This is a genomic window from Buttiauxella sp. JUb87, assembly GCF_004361975.1.
Taxonomy (GTDB): domain Bacteria; phylum Pseudomonadota; class Gammaproteobacteria; order Enterobacterales; family Enterobacteriaceae; genus Buttiauxella; species Buttiauxella ferragutiae.
Genome location: NZ_SNVY01000001.1, coordinates 362,875 through 379,725 on the forward strand (window position 1 = coordinate 362,875; position 16,851 = coordinate 379,725).

At 50.4% G+C, this 16,851-nt stretch carries 19 protein-coding genes; 10 read left to right on the forward strand and 9 right to left on the reverse strand.

The window, feature by feature from the left end:
* The first annotated feature begins 49 nt into the window (after positions 1-49).
* A complete protein-coding gene (locus EC843_RS01560; protein WP_064546714.1) occupies positions 50-472 on the forward strand; it encodes a DUF2809 domain-containing protein in 423 nt (140 codons plus the stop codon).
* A gap of 230 nt (positions 473-702) precedes the next feature.
* On the opposite strand, the gene EC843_RS01565 is transcribed toward EC843_RS01560, so the two are convergent.
* Positions 703-1,758 carry a LysR family transcriptional regulator gene (locus tag EC843_RS01565; RefSeq protein ID WP_083963377.1) on the reverse strand — a complete coding sequence of 352 codons (1,056 nt, stop codon included), beginning with the start codon at positions 1,756-1,758 and terminating at the stop codon, positions 703-705.
* Positions 1,759-2,003: 245 nt separating this feature from the next.
* On the opposite strand from EC843_RS01565, the gene EC843_RS01570 reads away from it, so the two are divergent.
* From EC843_RS01570 to EC843_RS24455, 5 genes are all read left to right on the forward strand, one after another.
* Positions 2,004-2,393 (forward strand): tautomerase family protein, encoded by a 390-nt coding sequence (locus tag EC843_RS01570; protein WP_064546712.1) that lies wholly within the window; start codon positions 2,004-2,006, stop codon positions 2,391-2,393.
* Positions 2,394-2,528: 135 nt separating this feature from the next.
* Positions 2,529-2,852 carry a hypothetical protein gene (locus EC843_RS01575; protein ID WP_064546710.1) on the forward strand — a complete coding sequence of 108 codons (324 nt, stop codon included), beginning with the start codon at positions 2,529-2,531 and terminating at the stop codon, positions 2,850-2,852.
* Between the two features lie 38 nt (positions 2,853-2,890).
* The gene (locus EC843_RS01580; protein WP_064546708.1) at positions 2,891-3,184 is read left to right on the forward strand and encodes a DUF1330 domain-containing protein; all 294 of its coding nucleotides are present in this window, start codon (positions 2,891-2,893) and stop codon (positions 3,182-3,184) included.
* 460 nt (positions 3,185-3,644) lie between these two features.
* Entirely contained in the window at positions 3,645-4,280 is a 636-nt protein-coding gene (locus EC843_RS01585; protein ID WP_121815621.1) for a hypothetical protein, read from the forward strand.
* 107 nt (positions 4,281-4,387) lie between these two features.
* Positions 4,388-4,558, forward strand: coding sequence for a hypothetical protein (locus EC843_RS24455; RefSeq protein ID WP_166642019.1), 171 nt, complete (start codon positions 4,388-4,390; stop codon positions 4,556-4,558).
* 118 nt (positions 4,559-4,676) lie between these two features.
* Here EC843_RS24455 and EC843_RS01590 read toward each other — a convergent pair whose 3' ends face one another.
* The 8 genes from EC843_RS01590 to EC843_RS01625 all read right to left on the reverse strand — a co-directional run bounded on the left by EC843_RS01590 (position 4,677) and on the right by EC843_RS01625 (position 12,225).
* The gene (locus EC843_RS01590; protein WP_133521482.1) at positions 4,677-5,177 is read right to left on the reverse strand and encodes a GNAT family N-acetyltransferase; all 501 of its coding nucleotides are present in this window, start codon (positions 5,175-5,177) and stop codon (positions 4,677-4,679) included.
* Positions 5,168-5,431, reverse strand: coding sequence for a DUF1778 domain-containing protein (locus EC843_RS01595; RefSeq protein ID WP_064546702.1), 264 nt, complete (start codon positions 5,429-5,431; stop codon positions 5,168-5,170). The genes EC843_RS01590 and EC843_RS01595 overlap by 10 nt, the downstream gene beginning before the upstream one ends.
* Before the next feature lie 198 nt (positions 5,432-5,629).
* Positions 5,630-5,857: a hypothetical protein gene (locus tag EC843_RS01600; RefSeq protein WP_064546700.1), complete on the reverse strand. Its 228-nt coding sequence runs from the start codon at positions 5,855-5,857 to the stop codon at positions 5,630-5,632.
* Between the two features lie 112 nt (positions 5,858-5,969).
* The gene (locus EC843_RS01605) at positions 5,970-6,980 is read right to left on the reverse strand and encodes an Ldh family oxidoreductase (protein WP_133521483.1); all 1,011 of its coding nucleotides are present in this window, start codon (positions 6,978-6,980) and stop codon (positions 5,970-5,972) included.
* Between the two features lie 20 nt (positions 6,981-7,000).
* Positions 7,001-8,566: an APC family permease gene (locus EC843_RS01610; RefSeq protein ID WP_064546695.1), complete on the reverse strand. Its 1,566-nt coding sequence runs from the start codon at positions 8,564-8,566 to the stop codon at positions 7,001-7,003.
* 20 nt (positions 8,567-8,586) lie between these two features.
* Complete coding sequence (locus EC843_RS01615) at positions 8,587-10,203, reverse strand: aldehyde dehydrogenase (NADP(+)) (RefSeq protein ID WP_133522048.1); 1,617 nt, start codon at positions 10,201-10,203, stop codon at positions 8,587-8,589.
* A 60-nt stretch (positions 10,204-10,263) separates the two neighbouring features.
* Positions 10,264-11,184, reverse strand: coding sequence for a dihydrodipicolinate synthase family protein (locus tag EC843_RS01620; protein ID WP_064546691.1), 921 nt, complete (start codon positions 11,182-11,184; stop codon positions 10,264-10,266).
* A 195-nt stretch (positions 11,185-11,379) separates the two neighbouring features.
* Positions 11,380-12,225: an AraC family transcriptional regulator gene (locus EC843_RS01625; RefSeq protein WP_064546689.1), complete on the reverse strand. Its 846-nt coding sequence runs from the start codon at positions 12,223-12,225 to the stop codon at positions 11,380-11,382.
* Between the two features lie 276 nt (positions 12,226-12,501).
* Here EC843_RS01625 and EC843_RS01630 point away from each other — a divergent pair, with 276 nt between their 5' ends.
* Genes EC843_RS01630 through EC843_RS01645 form a run of 4 tightly spaced genes read left to right on the forward strand, consistent with a single transcriptional unit; the run spans position 12,502 to position 16,077 of the window.
* Entirely contained in the window at positions 12,502-13,452 is a 951-nt protein-coding gene (locus tag EC843_RS01630; RefSeq protein WP_133521484.1) for a 4-hydroxyproline epimerase, read from the forward strand.
* On the forward strand, positions 13,452-14,567 hold the full coding sequence (locus EC843_RS01635) for an FAD-dependent oxidoreductase (RefSeq protein ID WP_121813496.1): 1,116 nt from the start codon (positions 13,452-13,454) through the stop codon (positions 14,565-14,567). Before EC843_RS01630 ends, EC843_RS01635 begins: the two co-directional genes overlap by 1 nt.
* On the forward strand, positions 14,564-14,812 hold the full coding sequence (locus tag EC843_RS01640) for a (2Fe-2S)-binding protein (RefSeq protein ID WP_064546683.1): 249 nt from the start codon (positions 14,564-14,566) through the stop codon (positions 14,810-14,812). The genes EC843_RS01635 and EC843_RS01640 overlap by 4 nt, the downstream gene beginning before the upstream one ends.
* Positions 14,809-16,077: an FAD/NAD(P)-binding oxidoreductase gene (locus EC843_RS01645; protein ID WP_133521485.1), complete on the forward strand. Its 1,269-nt coding sequence runs from the start codon at positions 14,809-14,811 to the stop codon at positions 16,075-16,077. The genes EC843_RS01640 and EC843_RS01645 overlap by 4 nt, the downstream gene beginning before the upstream one ends.
* The last annotated feature ends 774 nt before the right edge of the window (positions 16,078-16,851 follow it).

Below are 16,851 nucleotides of genomic sequence, written 5' to 3' on the forward strand. Positions count from 1 at the left end.
CTTAAATAGATACCTTTTTTCATTGAACTTCTTTCAGGTGATATTTGTTATGAGTTTACGGTTTGAACGCTTCAATTTTGTATGCTCCATCATACTGTTCGTGATGTTAGCTATCCTGGCAACTTTGGGGTCAAAGTGGGGATTGATACGGAGCCTTGGAGGAGACGTTCTGGCTACGATGTGGATTTACTACTCGCTGGCTGCAATAGTCAAAGCGAAGCCATTTTTACTCACCTGTATTTCATTCCTGGCTGGCGCTGGAGTTGAGCTTTGTCAATTACTGGCCGTTAAGGCCGACTATCAATTCGAGAGCCATTTGCTAAGAGTCGTGTTTGGCTCCACACCGGATTGGTGGGATTTAGTGGCCTATGCAATGGGTGCCTTGATTTGTTTGGGATGGAATACTCGCGGCCACATAAGTTATTTAAAAGAAAAGATGCATAAGTCCAGGCGTGAGTCTCAAAAATTATAGAACAGTCACTCCTCAAATTAAATATCCACAATTAGATGCTGCTATTGCTGAATAGAGAGAAAAGGGTGTTAAGTTTATTTTCTGCAGGATACAGGCATTAGGTGAAAGAAATATCTGACCTGTTTTAATAAGCCAGATTCATTAATCAGAAAGTTCAGAACTGTTTTTTTTCGATCAACGTGATATCAATCGAGAAACTATATATTTCCCGGTTCGGCGGGCGCCATATGCTATTTCACGGTGACGTTGGGCCTTTTTCCCGTCAGTTCTGAGGCTGAGTCGGGAAGGGCCATCACCGGAAGCTGGGACGATTCAATCAATTTGAACGAACGGGATGAAAAACCAGCAGAAAATGCGCTGCGGAGGAACTCGATGAACACTTGTGACACCCGCGATGTATGTGCGGAATATGGGCGAATGATATAGAGCCATTCACCGAATACTTCTGTCGGTCTCCATTGCGGTAAGACTTCAACCAGGCTGCCAGAGTCCAGTGCTGACTGCGCGCTGAAGTCGGGTAAAAGCACTATCCCCATGCCTTCAATTGCCATATTGCGTAGTGCTTCGCTGTTGTTGACGGCTATTGGCCCGGCTATCGGCACGGTCACCTGGTTGGGATACACAGCGTCATTGCTCTGCGCGTTGTTAGCTGCAGGAACAAATATCCAGGTTGTGCTCCCCTGGGTACGTGGATAGTGTAAGCATGCATGCAACGATAACGCTTCCGGCGTCTCGGGCATGCCGCGTTCTTGAAGGTATGACGGGCTTGCTGCCAATACCGTGCGAGTGGGCGCAAGCGTCCATGCTACATGGGTCTCAGGAGGGGAGTCGGTGTGGCGAACCGCGATGTCGTATCCTTCCTGCGCCAGGGGCCGAATCCGATCGGACATGTCTAGCTCCAGTTGGATCTCGGGATAGCTACGCAGGAATTTGGGCAAGTGTGGCAATAGTTGCTGCCGTGCAAACGCGACAGGTGCGGTGACGCGCAATTTTCCCCTTGGTACCCCAGCCAAGTCTCGAACGCTCGCAAAACCCATAGCTATCTGCTCGAAGGCACCTTGTGTCGACATGACCAGTTGTTTACCCGCCTCAGTGAGCGTTGCGCTCCGGGTCGTCCTTTGCACCAGTGAGATACCCGCAGCTCTTTCGAGGTCAGCAATATGCTGGCTCATCGATGCCTTGCTAACACCGAGGTTGAACGCTGCTTTGCTGAAACTACCTTGTTCTTGCAGTACGGCCAGCCAATGCAAGTGTCTCCAGAATCCGTCCACTTCGTCCCGTTTCATAGCTCCATCCTTCAATGAAGTCGCGCCGGATTTTTCAAGTTGTAGTTATCCGTACGACAAAATTTTGAACAATGTGTTTGCGTTAGGATAGCTACCCACGCGTATGGGCGCAATCTACACTGTGCAAACACTGACCGTCACAGCTTTATTTATCAGGAGACAGTCCATGACTGGGTTCGTTTCTGTACGTGCCAAAAGAGCATTATGCAACGTTGGCCTAATCCAACCATAAACAGGAGAACAATATGCCTCTCATCAAATTTGACATCGTCGAAGGACGAAGTGAGAAAGAAATCAAGATAATGTTGGATGCTGCCCACCGAGCAATGCTGAAGGCATTCGATGTGCCTGAACGTGACCGCTATCAGGTGGTCAACGAACACAAGGCTTCACATCTCATTGCCGAGGACACTGGTCTGGGCATTGTCCGGACCAGAAATATTGTCATTGTCTCGGTCGTTTCTCGACCAAGAACGGAACAATCCAAGAAGACCTTCTATCACGAACTTTGCCGTGAGCTTCAGGAACACTGCGGAATTGCTCCAAGTGACGTCATGGTATCGATCACTATCAACTCCGATGCGGACTGGAGTTTTGGTCATGGCGTGGCACAGTTTTTGACCGGCGAACTGTAAATTTTTTCGTTTATATCCATCTGGTTCAACATCACGTTTTGCCATTAATAGATAGTTTTGCCTCGTGTGTATTCGTGTAAAAAAAGCCGTGGTTTTTCGAAAATCAGGCCTAACATTCATTCTAAGGGGATATATATGATTACCGTTATTGTGACAATGAAACTTAATAAGGCGATTACGAGAGAAGAAGGGAAAAAGATATTTCTTTCAACAGCGCCTCGATATAAGACGATCGAAGGTCTTGTGCGCAAGTACTACATCTTATCGGAGGACGGCATCTCCTCCGGTGGTGTATACCTTTGGACGACGAAGGCTGCAGCGGAGGCCTGGTATACGGACAGTTGGCACGAATTTATTAAGGAAACGTACAATACAACGCCTTCCATTACCTATTGGGAAAGCCCGGTAATCGTTGACAATATTCTTGGATGCACTACTTCTGACGATCAAGAGTTATAGATTTGGCGGTATCAGAAAATACATTAGGAGAGACCAGGATGAGCAAAGCCTATTGGGTTACTTCGTACCGCTCTATTAAGGATCAAACTGTGCTTGCCGCTTATTCGGTACTTGCCACCAAGGCAATTGAGGCATCAGGAGGGCGGTTTATCATAAGAGGGATCGCAGAAGAGGTGCGGGAACAGGGAATGAAAGAGCGAACGGTTGTGATCGAATTCCCCAATTTCGCACAAGCGGTCGCTGCATATGAAGCTGCTGCATATCAAAAAGCTCTGGCAGTTCTAGGCAATGCGGTCGAACGCGACTTGCGCATTGTTCACGCGGTTGAGTAAATAACTTCAGCTTGATGAGTTAATCGAGAAAGTTGTCGAGCGGAACGAACTGTTTATGGCCAAACAACTCGGAATCATCGATTGCGATTAACGCTGAGTAAGGTTGTTCAACCACCGTGATGGTACGGTGGTTGAACTTACCTTACTAAAGCAGATGCAGATTTTTTGGCAGAACGGCCAGAGATTATGGAGGAAGGCAGAACGTGATGGTATCAGCGCTGGAGAAAGAACTTTCAGAGGCTATCAGCAACCAGGGCAATCAGGTTGATTAAACACTGGATTCTTCCTTAGCCTACCTTTGTCAAACCTCAATTAAACTGACCGTTATCTGGCTCAATTGAAATGACCATTAATCCTGTTTCTTTTCAATTAATCACCGTGTTTTGTTTAATACCGGATGCTGAATGAAATCATTACTGATAGTCTTTTTTCAAACTGAAATAATGAGAAGATGGACGTTATGTTTCGATTTGAATTAACACCGAATAATGCCGGTATTATTTTATGGGGAGATACGGCAGCACTGGATGAATTACACCAGTTTATCCATTTCGCTGTGGATGAAAGTCCTCTGATAAAAATTAAAGATGGCTTTATGCTGGCCCTGGCCTATGACATCCGCAAAGCCCGGGAAGGTTGTCGCCGTACTGAGCAGTATCAGTATGAAGAAGGGGATTCCTATCAGCTTTATGGCGTGGAACTGTTATGGCCACTGGTCTTGCTTCAGTCTGCAATCCTCAGACGTTCAATGAGTTACATCCAGACAGATAAAAAACAGTTATCCATTATGTATGCATTCGAGCATCTTCTGGAGTCTGCTTTACAGGAGTTTCTGCCGGGTAACCGGGCAGAAGTGATGATAAAACTGGCCAGCAGCGCAGCTGACTCTGACTTTGAATGGCTTGAGGACAACATTGACAGCCGGTGTTGTTATTTCCTCAGTCAGCCACCTGCAAAGAGAAAAGAAAAACTGGATAAGATCCTTTGCTCCTTTGATTCACTATGGAGTCAATATGCCCGTGAAAAGCCGGATACAAAAATGCTGAATACCATGAATAATACGGACTGGGTCTGGCCAGATACGATTCACTGGTAAGCACGGTATTAAGTTGTCGTCGCACTCATTAATAACGGTTGAATCAGCCTGGCTTTTTGCCAAAGATTTGCTCAGAACGCGACTGAAGCTTCTTCAGGGCTTCAAGCATGTCATTTTTAGCCGGTGCCGCAGCAACATGGCCATCCGCTCAGCATAATCGCGCACAGACTGCGGAAGTGATGATAAGCCATTCAGGAACGCGACGAAATACCGGAATTTTTTCCGGTGGTTGTCGGGTTGGGCAAGCCGGAGGCGCGTCAGCATGTGAGCAACCATGACCAAAAAGCTGTAATTCCCGTCTACCTCTACCTTGGTGCGCATAATGTATATTATGTTAAATTGACTGCAAAGGTCCTTTACTTCATGAACCAAGATGGTTCGCATAAAATCATAGGGTTAAGTCCCCTCCACATCTTTCGGAAGTTTAAAAAATAATGTTCGCTCCTGCGTTTGCAATGGTTTAAAACCATGATGAATATAGAATTGTTTGGCTTCTTCAGTAAGTGCATGGACCATAATGGCCCGGACACCGATATTTTCGGCCACCCTGTAGCATCGCAGTACTGCATCGTGAAGCAGATCGGCTCCTAGACCTTTTCCCCGGAAAGAAAGGTCCACTGCCAGACGCGCAAGTATAATAACGGGTATTGGGTCCGGCATATTACGACGAAGACCACCCGTAGCTTCAGTATGGTTGACACTTCCAGTTGCCAGTGAGTAAAAGCCCGCTACTTGTTTCGATTCCTTCTTACAAATGACAAACGTCCTTGCAGCACCGTAAGCGTGGTTTTTTAACCCTCTTTGCTTTAACCAATCATCAAGAACTGGCTCTCCACTCACGAATTCCGCTAGCTGATGAGAACTTGTCAGAGGCTCAGGAGCTGTTACTAGTCCCACTGAGGCTTCCTTGCGAGTAATTTCTTAACGGCTGGGTCATCTGCAAGCGGAGCATCAAGCATATCTATGAACTCAGCGTATTGTTCGTCATTAAAATTGAATACACGTCGATCAAGTATCACATTCTCTGCCGCCTGACAGGCCATTTCCAATATAAAGTCTGTTCGCGATTTATGGAGGATCTCGGCGGCTGCATCAATGAGCGCCCGCTGGGATTCCTTAGCTCTAAGGTTGAGTTGAACATCTGATTTCATATAAAAACTCCATGTGTGGTGATTACTTTATCAGCATAACACAAGAGCAATGTATAGCAATTGCTATACATGTAAGTTGGCAGAATACCAGTGCTTCATCTGAGCTCGCATGAATCAAGATAATTACTTATTTTTGAAAGATAAAATCCAAATTTAGCTGCCCACCTAAGGCAGGCAGCTTTTCCACACTTTTGAGAGTTAAAATACTTTTGATGAAAAATCGGATTTCACTTCACTTTCTATATAAGTGTTCAGGCCCCAACCAGCACGCGCCAACTCTTTCATCTTCTCCAGGCGCTCGGGTCCAGGGTGGCGAAGATCGTAGAGATACACATGATTATTTTTGAAGCGCACTTTAATTGAGTTGGCATCAATCTGGAAACTGACAACCTGTGAGTCACCACTTATGTTCGCGTAATTTTCCATACTGCATCCTGTTGGCTAAAGCGCCTGAACTTGGCGAGTTACCTATTAACCACGTTCCGCGTTGTTTTACAGGGTGATAGCTCACGATTTGGTGAGAAGCCCGTTGAAGTGACTAACTCAACGCCACTATCTCTTCATATAACGCCAGCGGCAACTCCACACCGAACTGCTCACTGTGTTGACGCGCTTTAAAACGCCGCTCGCCTGGGATTCTGGCTCCTTGTGCGGCCATATCGTTAAAGAGAACTTCTGCTCGGGCTAAATGCATCTCTTTATCCACACCCAGAAAACGCTCAGGATCCATGGCAATAATCAGTTCTCCGCCATAAGGCGAAGAACCGCTCTGTTGGTCGTATGCCAAAGATTCTTTACTGGTCATATCACCAATCAATGGCCCGGCAATCAGTTCGACCATCGCCGCCAATGCCGAGCCTTTATGCCCCCCAAATGTCAGCATGGCACCTTGCAGCACACTGGCGGCGTCGGTAGACGGTTGTCCATGGCTGTCGATTCCCCAGCCTTCAGGTAACGGTTTATTCGCCCGGCGATGCAGTTCAATTTCACCGCGTGCGGCAGCGCTGGTCGCCATATCAAACACAAACGGTGCTTTACCCTGGCGTGGCCAACCAAAAGCTATCGGGTTGGTGCCAAATAGCGGTTGGTTCCCGCCAGCGGGTGTAACCCAGGCATGGCTTGGGGTGCAGGCCAGCGCCACCAATCCTTGCTCGGTCAGCGGCTCAATGTCTGCCCACAGCGCAGAAAAATGAACGCAATGGTTGATAGCCAGCGCAGCAATACCGCAGTGACGTACTTTGTCGATAAATACAGGCAACGCCGCTTGATAAGCCAGCAACGAGAAACCACCCTGCGCATCGACACGTAAAATCGCTGGCGCGTTGTCGATGAGGGTCGACTCCGCATCTGCTGCTACCTTCCCTGCTTTCAATGAGCGAACGCATCCCAGCACCCGATACAAACCATGAGAATGGCAGCCATCGCGCTCACCGGCGGTGACGTTCTTTGCCACCGCGTCGGCATGTGCGGCGCTGAAACCATTACGCAGCAAAGCTTGATACGCCAGTTGATAAGCCTCTACCAGAGTCAGTTTAACGGTTGATGTCATTGCCCTTTCCTCCCTTAGCATCACTCTTCTTCATCCCCGACGAAATTCGCCTTAGGCAAACAAGTGTAAGCACCCCAGTAATAAATCAGCAGCGCGATGCCCGCCACCAGTAAGGTATCCCATGGGTGACCAATCGCATTGATCCCGCCAAAACTGCCCAAATAAGAAGCCACAATGATCAACGCGTAGAACGCGATCAACCACAGTGAGGACCAGACCTGCTGCTTAAGGCTAACGTTATGAGTCGGCACTTTGTTTTTAAACAGAATATAGACAAAGAACATCACGATTTGCAGGCCAAGCAGCCAGGACACGGTATTCCAGCCAGACCAGTAAACGATCAATGCCGAAATGATGAACGACACCGGCCCTAATACACAAAAGCCCCTGACAAAGAACGGACGCGGCATATCCGGCGCATTGCGGCGTAAACCGGCGGCGGTAACCGGAGCAATGGCATAGCTCAGAACCAGTGCGGCAGAAACGACGCCAATTAACTTTTCCCATGACGGGAACGGCAACGTCCAGAAGATAGAAAGCCCGAACGTTAACCACAGCGCAGGACGCGGAATACCGGACTCGCCATCAACACGGGTGAAAACTTTGAAGAATGTCCCTGCCCTCGCCCAGCCATAGATCACGCGCGGCGTGGCATTCATATAGATGTTGCCAGTACCGCTTGGCGAAACAATCGCGTCGCTCACCACCAGGAAGGCCAACCACCCCATCCCTAGCGTCACGGCAATATCACGGTACGGCAGCGAAAAGTGCTGGCTGATACCTTGCCAGCCACCACTCAGCAAATCGGCAGGAATACTGCCGAGGAAGGCAAGTTGCAACAGCACATAGATAATCGTGGAAAGCACCACCGACAAAATCAGAGCGATCGGGATAGTTTTCTGCGGGTTTTGTACTTCGCTGGCCACCGAAATAATCGGCGTCAGCCCCAGATACGCGAAGATGATGCCACCGGCAGAAATTGCCGCTTCCACTCCGGCCGAACCAAATGGCGCAAAGCCCTGGCTGTGCAAGTTTTCAGGTTTGAAGAATGTGAACAACACCACGATCACCAGTACCGGCACAATGAACTTGAGGATGCTGATCAGGTTATTGGATTTAGCAAAGGTTTTGACACTGTAGTAATTCAGCACAAAGAAAATACACAGCAAGATGAATTGCGCCACCCAACCGATCATTGTGGGGTCACCGGAACCAGGCTTACTTAGCGAAGGGAACCAGGCCGCGGCATATTGCCGGGCGGCAACGATCTCTATCGAGATCAGGCTGGAAAATGCAATCAGGGTGATAAACCCCAACAAATACCCCATCAGTTCCCCGTGGGAAAATACCGGATAACGAATGATGCCACCGGCGCGAGGAAGTGCAGCACCTAGTTCGCAATAAACAATGCCGAGTAACAGCACGGCCACGCCGCCAATCAACCACGAATAGATCCCTGCCGGCCCCGCGATGGAAGCAACATGACTGGCGGCGAACAACCATCCGGAACCAAAAATTGCACCCAAACCGATAAACGTCAGATCGGTAAGGGTCAGCTGCTTTTTAAATTTGCCCTGTGTTGTCATGGTAGTACCTTTCCAATGATTTATTGACCGGCAGGCGAATGGAGGGCTGCGCGAGTGTATTCACCGTTAACTAAGCGCAGCAGATTCAGCGGGTTGCTGTCCTGCAATGCTGGCGGTAACAGTGCGGCCGGGTAGTTTTGCAGGCAGACCGGGCGCAAAAAACGCTCGATGGCCAGGGTTCCGACCGAGGTACCTCGCGCATCGCTGGTCGCCGGATAGGGGCCGCCGTGCACCATGGCTTCACAGACTTCCACACCGGTTGGGTAGCCGTTAAACAACACTCGCCCCGCTTTACGGGTGAGTAATTGCGCCAGTGAACTCGCCTCAGCCAGGTCTTCTTCATCGGCCAATAACGTGGCGGTCAGTTGCCCTTGCAGGTTATCCAGCGCGGCAAGCAACTGCTGCCGGTCGGCAACTTCCACCACTATGGCCACCGGGCCAAAGACTTCTTGCTGCAACAAAGGGTCGGCGTTGAGAAGCAAATTGCTTTCGGCCTGATACAACTGAGCGACCGCCAGATGGGCTTGTTCTTCCCGGCTCCCTGCCAAATGCCGAAGCTGCGGATGCCTTTCTAATGCTTGCAAACCACTCAGATAATGGTCGCGGGTACCGGCATTCAACATTGGTTGTGGTGAGCAAGCACTAACATGGTTTTGCAAATCGGCGATCAACTGGCTGAAGGCCGCGCTGCGCTGGCCAATAATTAGCCCTGGCTTAGTGCAGAACTGGCCGCAGCCCAGCGTGAAAGAGGCAACCAACTCCTGGGCTATCTGTTTGCCACGCTGAGCCAGCGCTTGTGGCATAACCACCACGGGGTTGATGCTCGACATTTCGGCAAACACCGGAATCGGTTGTGGGCGCTGCATCGCTAAATCAAATAATGCCCTGCCACCTTGCAATGAACCGGTAAAACCCACCGCCTGGATTGCCGGGTGTTTCACTAAGTCTGCGCCGATACTGCCGCCGAATACCATGTTGAAAACGCCCGCTGGCATCTGCTGTTTTTGCACTGCACGCTCAATCGCTTGCGCGGTCAACTCAGCGGTGATCATATGGCCGCTATGTGCCTTGAACACCACTGGGCAACCGGCAGCCAACGCAGCAGCGGTATCGCCACCGGCGGTAGAAAACGCCAGCGGGAAGTTGCTGGCACCAAACACTGCAACTGGGCCAAGTGCAATGCGGTACTGCCGTAAATCAGGTCGCGGCAACGGAGTTCGGTTTGGTAATGCGCAATCAATCCTTGCCGCGTGCACGCGGCCACTGCGCAACAGTTCGGCAAACAAACGCATCTGCCCGCTGGTTCTGCCGCGCTCACCGTTCAGACGAGCGAGAGGCAAAGCGGTTTCCTGTGCGGCAAAAGCAAAAAAGTCTTCTCCCAACGCATCCAGCTCATCGGCGATAGCCGCCAGAAAATCAGCGCGCTGCTCGGCACTGGTTTGTGAATAAATATTGAATGCCTGGGCAGCAGCTTGTGCTGCGGCATCCACCTCTGCCGGGCTGGCTTGATAAAAACGATAACCAGTTGGTTGATTATTATCGGCCCGCAGGCTGATGAGTTCGGCGTCACCATTGGCTATCCGCTGCCCGCCAATAAACTGTTTACCGCTAAGGTTGTAAGTGCTGTGAGTCGGCATCGGTTTCCCCTGTTCGATTGCCCGATAAAGCCCGGTGAAATGCCGGGCCGTCATGGAGGATTACAGACCGACGTCAGGTAGAGTCGGACGGTTAGCCAGAGCGGCGTCGATAATTGCCGTCACCTCTTGCAGAGTTTCACCCTGCAATGCCAAACGTGGTGGACGGGTCACCGCGCTGCCACGGCCCACGCGCTCTTCGCACAGTTTGATACACTGCACCAGGTCCGGACGGGCATCCAAATGCAGCAACGGCATAAACCAGCTATACAGTGCCAGGGCTTCTTCGAAGCGTTTTTGCTTCGCCAGGCGGAACAAGGTTTCCCCTTCGCGTGGGAAAGCATTCGACATGCCAGAGATCCACCCTTCTGCACCCACGGCAAGGCTTTCCAGTACCACATCGTCCAGCCCGGCGAATAGCACGAAGCGGTCACCTACCGCATTGCGTAAATCGATAAAGCGGCGGGTATCGCCAGAGGAGTCTTTGAAACAGACGATGTTGTCGCAATCGACCAGCGTGGTCAGGATGTCTGGTGTGACATCGTTTTTATAAATTGGTGGGTTGTTGTAAACCATGATTGGCAGGTTGGTGGCACTGGCTACACTGCGGAAATGTGCTGCGGTTTCGTGTGGTTTGGATGAATAAACCAGTGCTGGCATCACCATGACGCCGTCGACACCAGCTTTTTCTGCTTCACGCGCCATATTCTGTGCAAAGGCAGTGGTGAATTCGGCAATCCCTGCAATAACAGGCACTTTGCCTTGTGCGGCGTCTTTCGCCACCTCGATCACTGCCAGTTTTTCCTGCATCGTCATGGAGGTGTTCTCACCCACAGTGCCGCAAACCACCAGGCCAGACACACCGTCTTTGACCAGGTTTTTAATCACCGCATGGGTGGCATCAAGATCCAGAGAATAATCGTTACGAAATTGAGTACTGACCGCAGGGAACACACCGCTCCAGTTAATCGCTTTATGGCTCATCGTGTTTGTCCTTTCGCCTGAATTGTTAATTGATGGTTAATATTTGGTGAAATTCGAGAACAGATTGACCTGATTTCTCAGTAGCGGCTTGACGGTTTTCACCGAATGCGAGGACGAAATTGGCACAATGCTAGCGGGCTGCGCGCAGCAAAAGCACTGACGCAGCCACATCATAAAAGTAATAACTTCAGGGGATTAGGGAACTAACGTGGCACGAAAATCGCGAGGGGTGGAGCCGGTCATGGCTTTAAACTGGCGGCTGAAGGCGCTGTGATCGGTATAACCGCACTGGATAGCGATATCGGTAATCGGCAGATCGCTGGCTAACAGTTCGGTGGCCTTCTCCAGCCGGACTTTGTGGATCATCTGGCGCGGCGTCAGGTGGAAAATACGTTTGCAGTAACGCTCAATTTGCGCAACCGAAAGACCGGTCAGCGCCCTTAACTCATCCATTGCGATTGGCCGGTCATAATGCTGGCGGATATAGACATCCAGTGCCGCCAGGCGTTGATAAGCCGGGTGATTGGCCTTCGCTTCCTGCAAGTCGTGTGAAATCCCGGCCATGCCGATAATCTTGCCCTGCCGGTCATACAGCGCCAGCTTTTGCGTCAGACACCAGCCGGTTTCACGGCCACTGTACAGGTGCATTTCAAGCTGATCCTGAATCTGCACACCGTGATGTAATACCCGAAGATCTTGCTCTGTATAGCCTGAACCTAACTGGGTCGGGAAAACATCTGCCGACGTTTTCCCTAACAATGGTGTCACCGTTTTAAAACCACAACGTTTGGCTAATGTGAGGTTCGCCAGCAAATAGCGCGCCTGCTTGTCTTTAATAAAGAACACCACATTGGGAATCGCGTTCAGCAGCGGGGCAATCAATGCCAGTGAATTCAACATACTACGTAACGAACTGGGGCGCTGCTGTGCCAGTCCATCACAGAGCAATTTGAGTTGATCGACAGCAAAGCACTCTTCCGCTTCTGGCTCAGGAAGACAGGGAGCCTGCGGAGGAGCCTTCAAACCAGGGATTAATTGCATCGCAATACCTTTTCCCGCGAGTGGTTGCAGTGGGTTATTTTTAACTCCATTGGATCAATATTAACTTTTCTTTAACTTATCAAGCGCGTTATAGCGAATATGCGGATTGCCACAAACTTTTGTTCTTTCAAGGGTGAGTTACGTGATGTGGGCTCAGGCCATTTTGCATTGTGCTGATTTCGGCATCGCCGTTGCCGAAAAAGGTCAAGCCGTGATGGCGGGATTCGGTCAGTCTTAATCTATTGGTAACATTTAATTAACCATTGAGAGACACCCATGACACCTGCATCCCCTTTCATCGCATTACGCGCGATTGACTCCCACACCGGTGGTGAACCTACCAGGTTGATTATCGATGGTTTTCCCGACCTGGGCCGTGGCAGCATGGCTGAGCGTAAAGCGCTTTTCGCTGAACATTATGATGACTGGCGTAGTGCTATCATTCTGGAACCGCGTGGCAACGATGTATTAGTGGGCGCGTTGCTCTGCCAGCCCTGCTCTCCACACGCCGCCGCCGGGGTGATCTTCTTCAATAATAGCGGCTATCTCGGCATGTGCGGCCACGGCACCATTGGGCTCATCACCTCTCTGGCGTATCTTGGTCACATTGCTGTGGGCGAACACCAGATTGAAACCCCGGTTGGCACGGTGAGCGCAACGTTGCATGAAGATGGCAGTGTAACTATCGAAAATGTCCCCGCTTATCGTTACCGCCAGCAAGTCGCCGTGTCTGTTGAAGGCTATGGCGAAGTCACCGGAGATATTGCCTGGGGGGGAAACTGGTTCTTCCTCATCAGCGACCATCACTTGAGCATCGCCACTAACAATATTGAAGCCCTAACCGCCTTCAGTTGGACGGTACGCCAGGCGCTAGAAAACGCGGGGATTTACGGGGAAGACGGCGGAGTTATCGATCATATTGAACTCTTCTGCGACGACGAACAGGCCGACAGCCGCAATTTTGTTTTATGCCCTGGCAAAGCGTATGACCGCTCGCCGTGTGGCACCGGAACCAGTGCCAAACTGGCTTGCCTGGCCGCAGATGGCAAATTATTACCAGGTGAAATCTGGCGCCAGGCCAGCGTGATCGGCAGTGAGTTCAGCGGTTATTACCAGCCCAATGCCGGAAACACAGTGACACCGTTTATTCGCGGGCAAGCTTTTGTCTGTGCCGATAGCCAATTGTTACTGGATGAACGCGACCCGTTTGCCTGGGGGATACGTTAATGGCGACCGCCGATGCGATTGTCATTGGCGCGGGTATTATCGGTACGGCCTGCGCATGGCAGTTAGCACAACAAGGGTTACGGGTGTTGCTGGTTGACGACCAACGCCCTGGCGCGACCGCTGCTGGCATGGGGCATTTGGTGTGTATGGATGACAACCCCGCTGAACTTGCGCTGAGTAGTTATTCGTTGAATTTGTGGCGCAGCGTGGTCGACCGTATGCCGGAAGACTGCGCCTGGCGCGACTGCGGTACCTTGTGGCTGGCAGAAAAGCCCGAAGAAATGGCGATTGCGGAAGTTAAACAGCAACGGATGGCCGCATTTGGCGTGAACAGTGAACTTCTGACCCCACAACAGGTGGCACAACTTGAACCGATGCTACGTGGCGGATTAGCCGGTGGTTTGCGCGTGCCGGGAGATGGCATTATTTACGCCCCGAATGCGGCCCGTTGGTTGGTTGACGATGCGGGGCAAGCCGTCCAGCGGATTTACGGTGAAGTCGTAGCACTGGAACAGCAGTCGGTGGTTTTGGCGAGTGGGCAGCGATTTAGCGCACCGGTTATCACCTTAGCCTGTGGTTTACAGGCCGACAAACTGCTGGCAACGCCGCTACTGCGAGCCAAAAAAGGCCAACTGGCGATCACCGACCGCTATCCACACACGGTAAAACACCAACTGGTGGATCTAGGTTATGGAGCCAGTGCGCATGCTTCCGACGGCACATCCGTGGCCTTTAACGTGCAGGCTCGCCCAACCGGCCAATTGCTGATTGGTTCCTCACGCCAGTTTGACACCCTCAACCCAGCCATCGACATGCCTTTGCTCGCCACCATGCTTAAACGCGCTACAGACTACCTGCCCGAGCTGGCAAAAATGAACATCATCCGCTGCTGGGCGGGGTTTAGGGCAGCGTCGGCCGATGGCCTTCCCTTGCTTGGTCCCCATCCGGATTATTCATGGCTGTGGTTGGCGCTCGGACATGAAGGTCTTGGCGTCACCACGGCGATGGGCAGTGCGGCATTGATTGCCGCGCAAATCCAACAACAGCGCACCGCCATTGATGACACTCCTTATCTGGCTGCGCGTATGTTCGCCACAGACGAGTGCCTCTTATGAAACTGATCTCCTTAACCCTCGCCGGACAACCTTATCAGGTACCAGAAGGCATCACCGTGGCGGCAGCACTCAGCTTAAGCGGGCAAGATTACTGCCGAATTTCCGTCAGCCAGCAACCGCGAGCGGCTTTCTGTGGCATGGGTGTGTGTCAGGAATGCCGGGTCATCATTGATGGTGAGCAACGACTGGCCTGCCAAACTTTGTGCCAGCCCGAGATGAGAATCGAACGGAGTGGGAATAAATGAATAACCTGCAATGCGACGTGTTGATTATCGGCGCTGGCCCTGCCGGAATGGCCGCTGCGCTGGCGGCAGGTGAAAGCCAGCAACGAATCGTGATGCTTGATGATAATCCGCGTCCTGGCGGGCAAATCTGGCGCGATGGGCCTGAAGTCGAGTTACCCGCTCTCGCCCGCCAATATCGGCAAGCCATTGATGCGTTAGAACACTTTACCCTGCTCAGCGGCAGCAAAGTGGTGGCACAAAGCGCGCCACAGCAACTGTTGTACGAAAATGACAAAGGTTGCGGGACTATCGACTACCAACGGTTAATTTTATGCTGTGGCGCGCGCGAACTGTTACTGCCCTTCCCTGGCTGGACTTTACCGGGGGTGACAGGTGCCGGTGGCTTACAGGCACAAATCAAAAACGGCTTATCGTTGCGTGGCGAACGGGTGGTGATAGCCGGAAGCGGGCCGTTGCTACTGGCGGTTGCCGACAGCGTCAGTAAAGCGGGCGGTAAAGTCACGTTGCTGGCCGAACAAGCCGCGATGAGCAGACTCGTCACATTCGCCAAAGGGCTGTGGCAGTGGCCTGCGAAAGTGCGGCAGTCATTAGGTTTAATTAACCGATGCTATCGCCCAAACAGTTATGTGCTGGAAGCGCAAGGCCAGCAGCGGCTTGCCGCCGTTCGTGTCCAACAAGGTGGACAAATTCGAACCATAGCTTGTGATCGTTTAGCCTGCGGGTTTGGGCTGGTAGCCAATATCGAATTAGCCATGTTGTTGGGTTGCCGGATAGAAAATGCAGCCATTTCCGTTGATGAATGGCAGCAAACCAGTATTACCAACCTGTATGCGGCTGGTGAATGCACCGGTGTGGGTGGAAGTGAACTCGCTTTGGTGGAAGGCGCAATTGCCGGATATGCTGCCAGTGGTAATACAGCAGCAGCGCAAGCATTGCTGGCAAAACGCAGCAAATGGCAACGTTTTGCCACCGCAGTCAGCCAAACCTTTTTGCTAAATCCGGCACTTAAAACTCTGGGTGCCGCAGACACTTTTTTGTGCCGCTGTGAAGATGTGACGCTGGGGCAAATCAATACCCAGGCCGGTTGGACTGCCTGCAAACTCAATAGCCGCTGTGGGATGGGAGCGTGCCAGGGGAAAATCTGCGCCACCGCCGCCCGTTACCTGCTTGACTGGCCGATACCGCAGCCGAGAGTGCCGTTAACACCAGTGCGGCTTGAAACACTGGCGGTACTCACTCCCCGGCAGGCTGATGATGTTGAATAATTGAATGTTTCATTTCCCTGTCCGGAAAACTGGAACGTTATTCAGGGGGCTCAATATCCACCCCCTATTTTTCTATTTTAAAAATACGACCAATACCCTTTTATGGTTATTCTGGTTATAGGTTATTAATAAAGCAGCGTACAAAAAACAAACTTTAAGTTAAATGCGAATGTAAAGAAATGAAAAGCCCTTCTTTTTCACAGCGAATGAGACTCTTTCCTATTTGGGTTTTCAATGAATGATGATATTTATTAAGACCAGTTGGTAAAAACAATAACCAATAAAAATCAATGTGATAGATTAAATATTAATTAGCCATCACCCCTGTTTTATTTAAATAACGTCCTCTTAGCATCGACCTCGCTGATACTAAAAAAACCTTTCGTGTAAGCTGTGTGACAAAATAATTACAGATTTAATTATTTGTAATAAAAAAGTATGAGAGACGTAATTCAAAGAAAAACCATAGTTATAATTATAAAAAAATGTAACGTGAGATTGAAATCTCAATACGCCATCAAGCTCGGTAATGTTTATCTTTATAAATCCAATCGCTTTGAATTCATTTGCAGATTCAAAGGGCTGAAGCCGCCTGGAACTTGCCTGAATGCTTGTCGTAAATGGATGAAATAAACTTACCGCGCTAAGTATTATACAAGGAGAATTACTCAAAACAGGTCGTCGATATTCTAAATTAAATAAAAAGGAATTTAGCCAATTTATTACACACAGCTAATTTGTTTTATGAATACGGTTCATTCATCTGTCAATTTT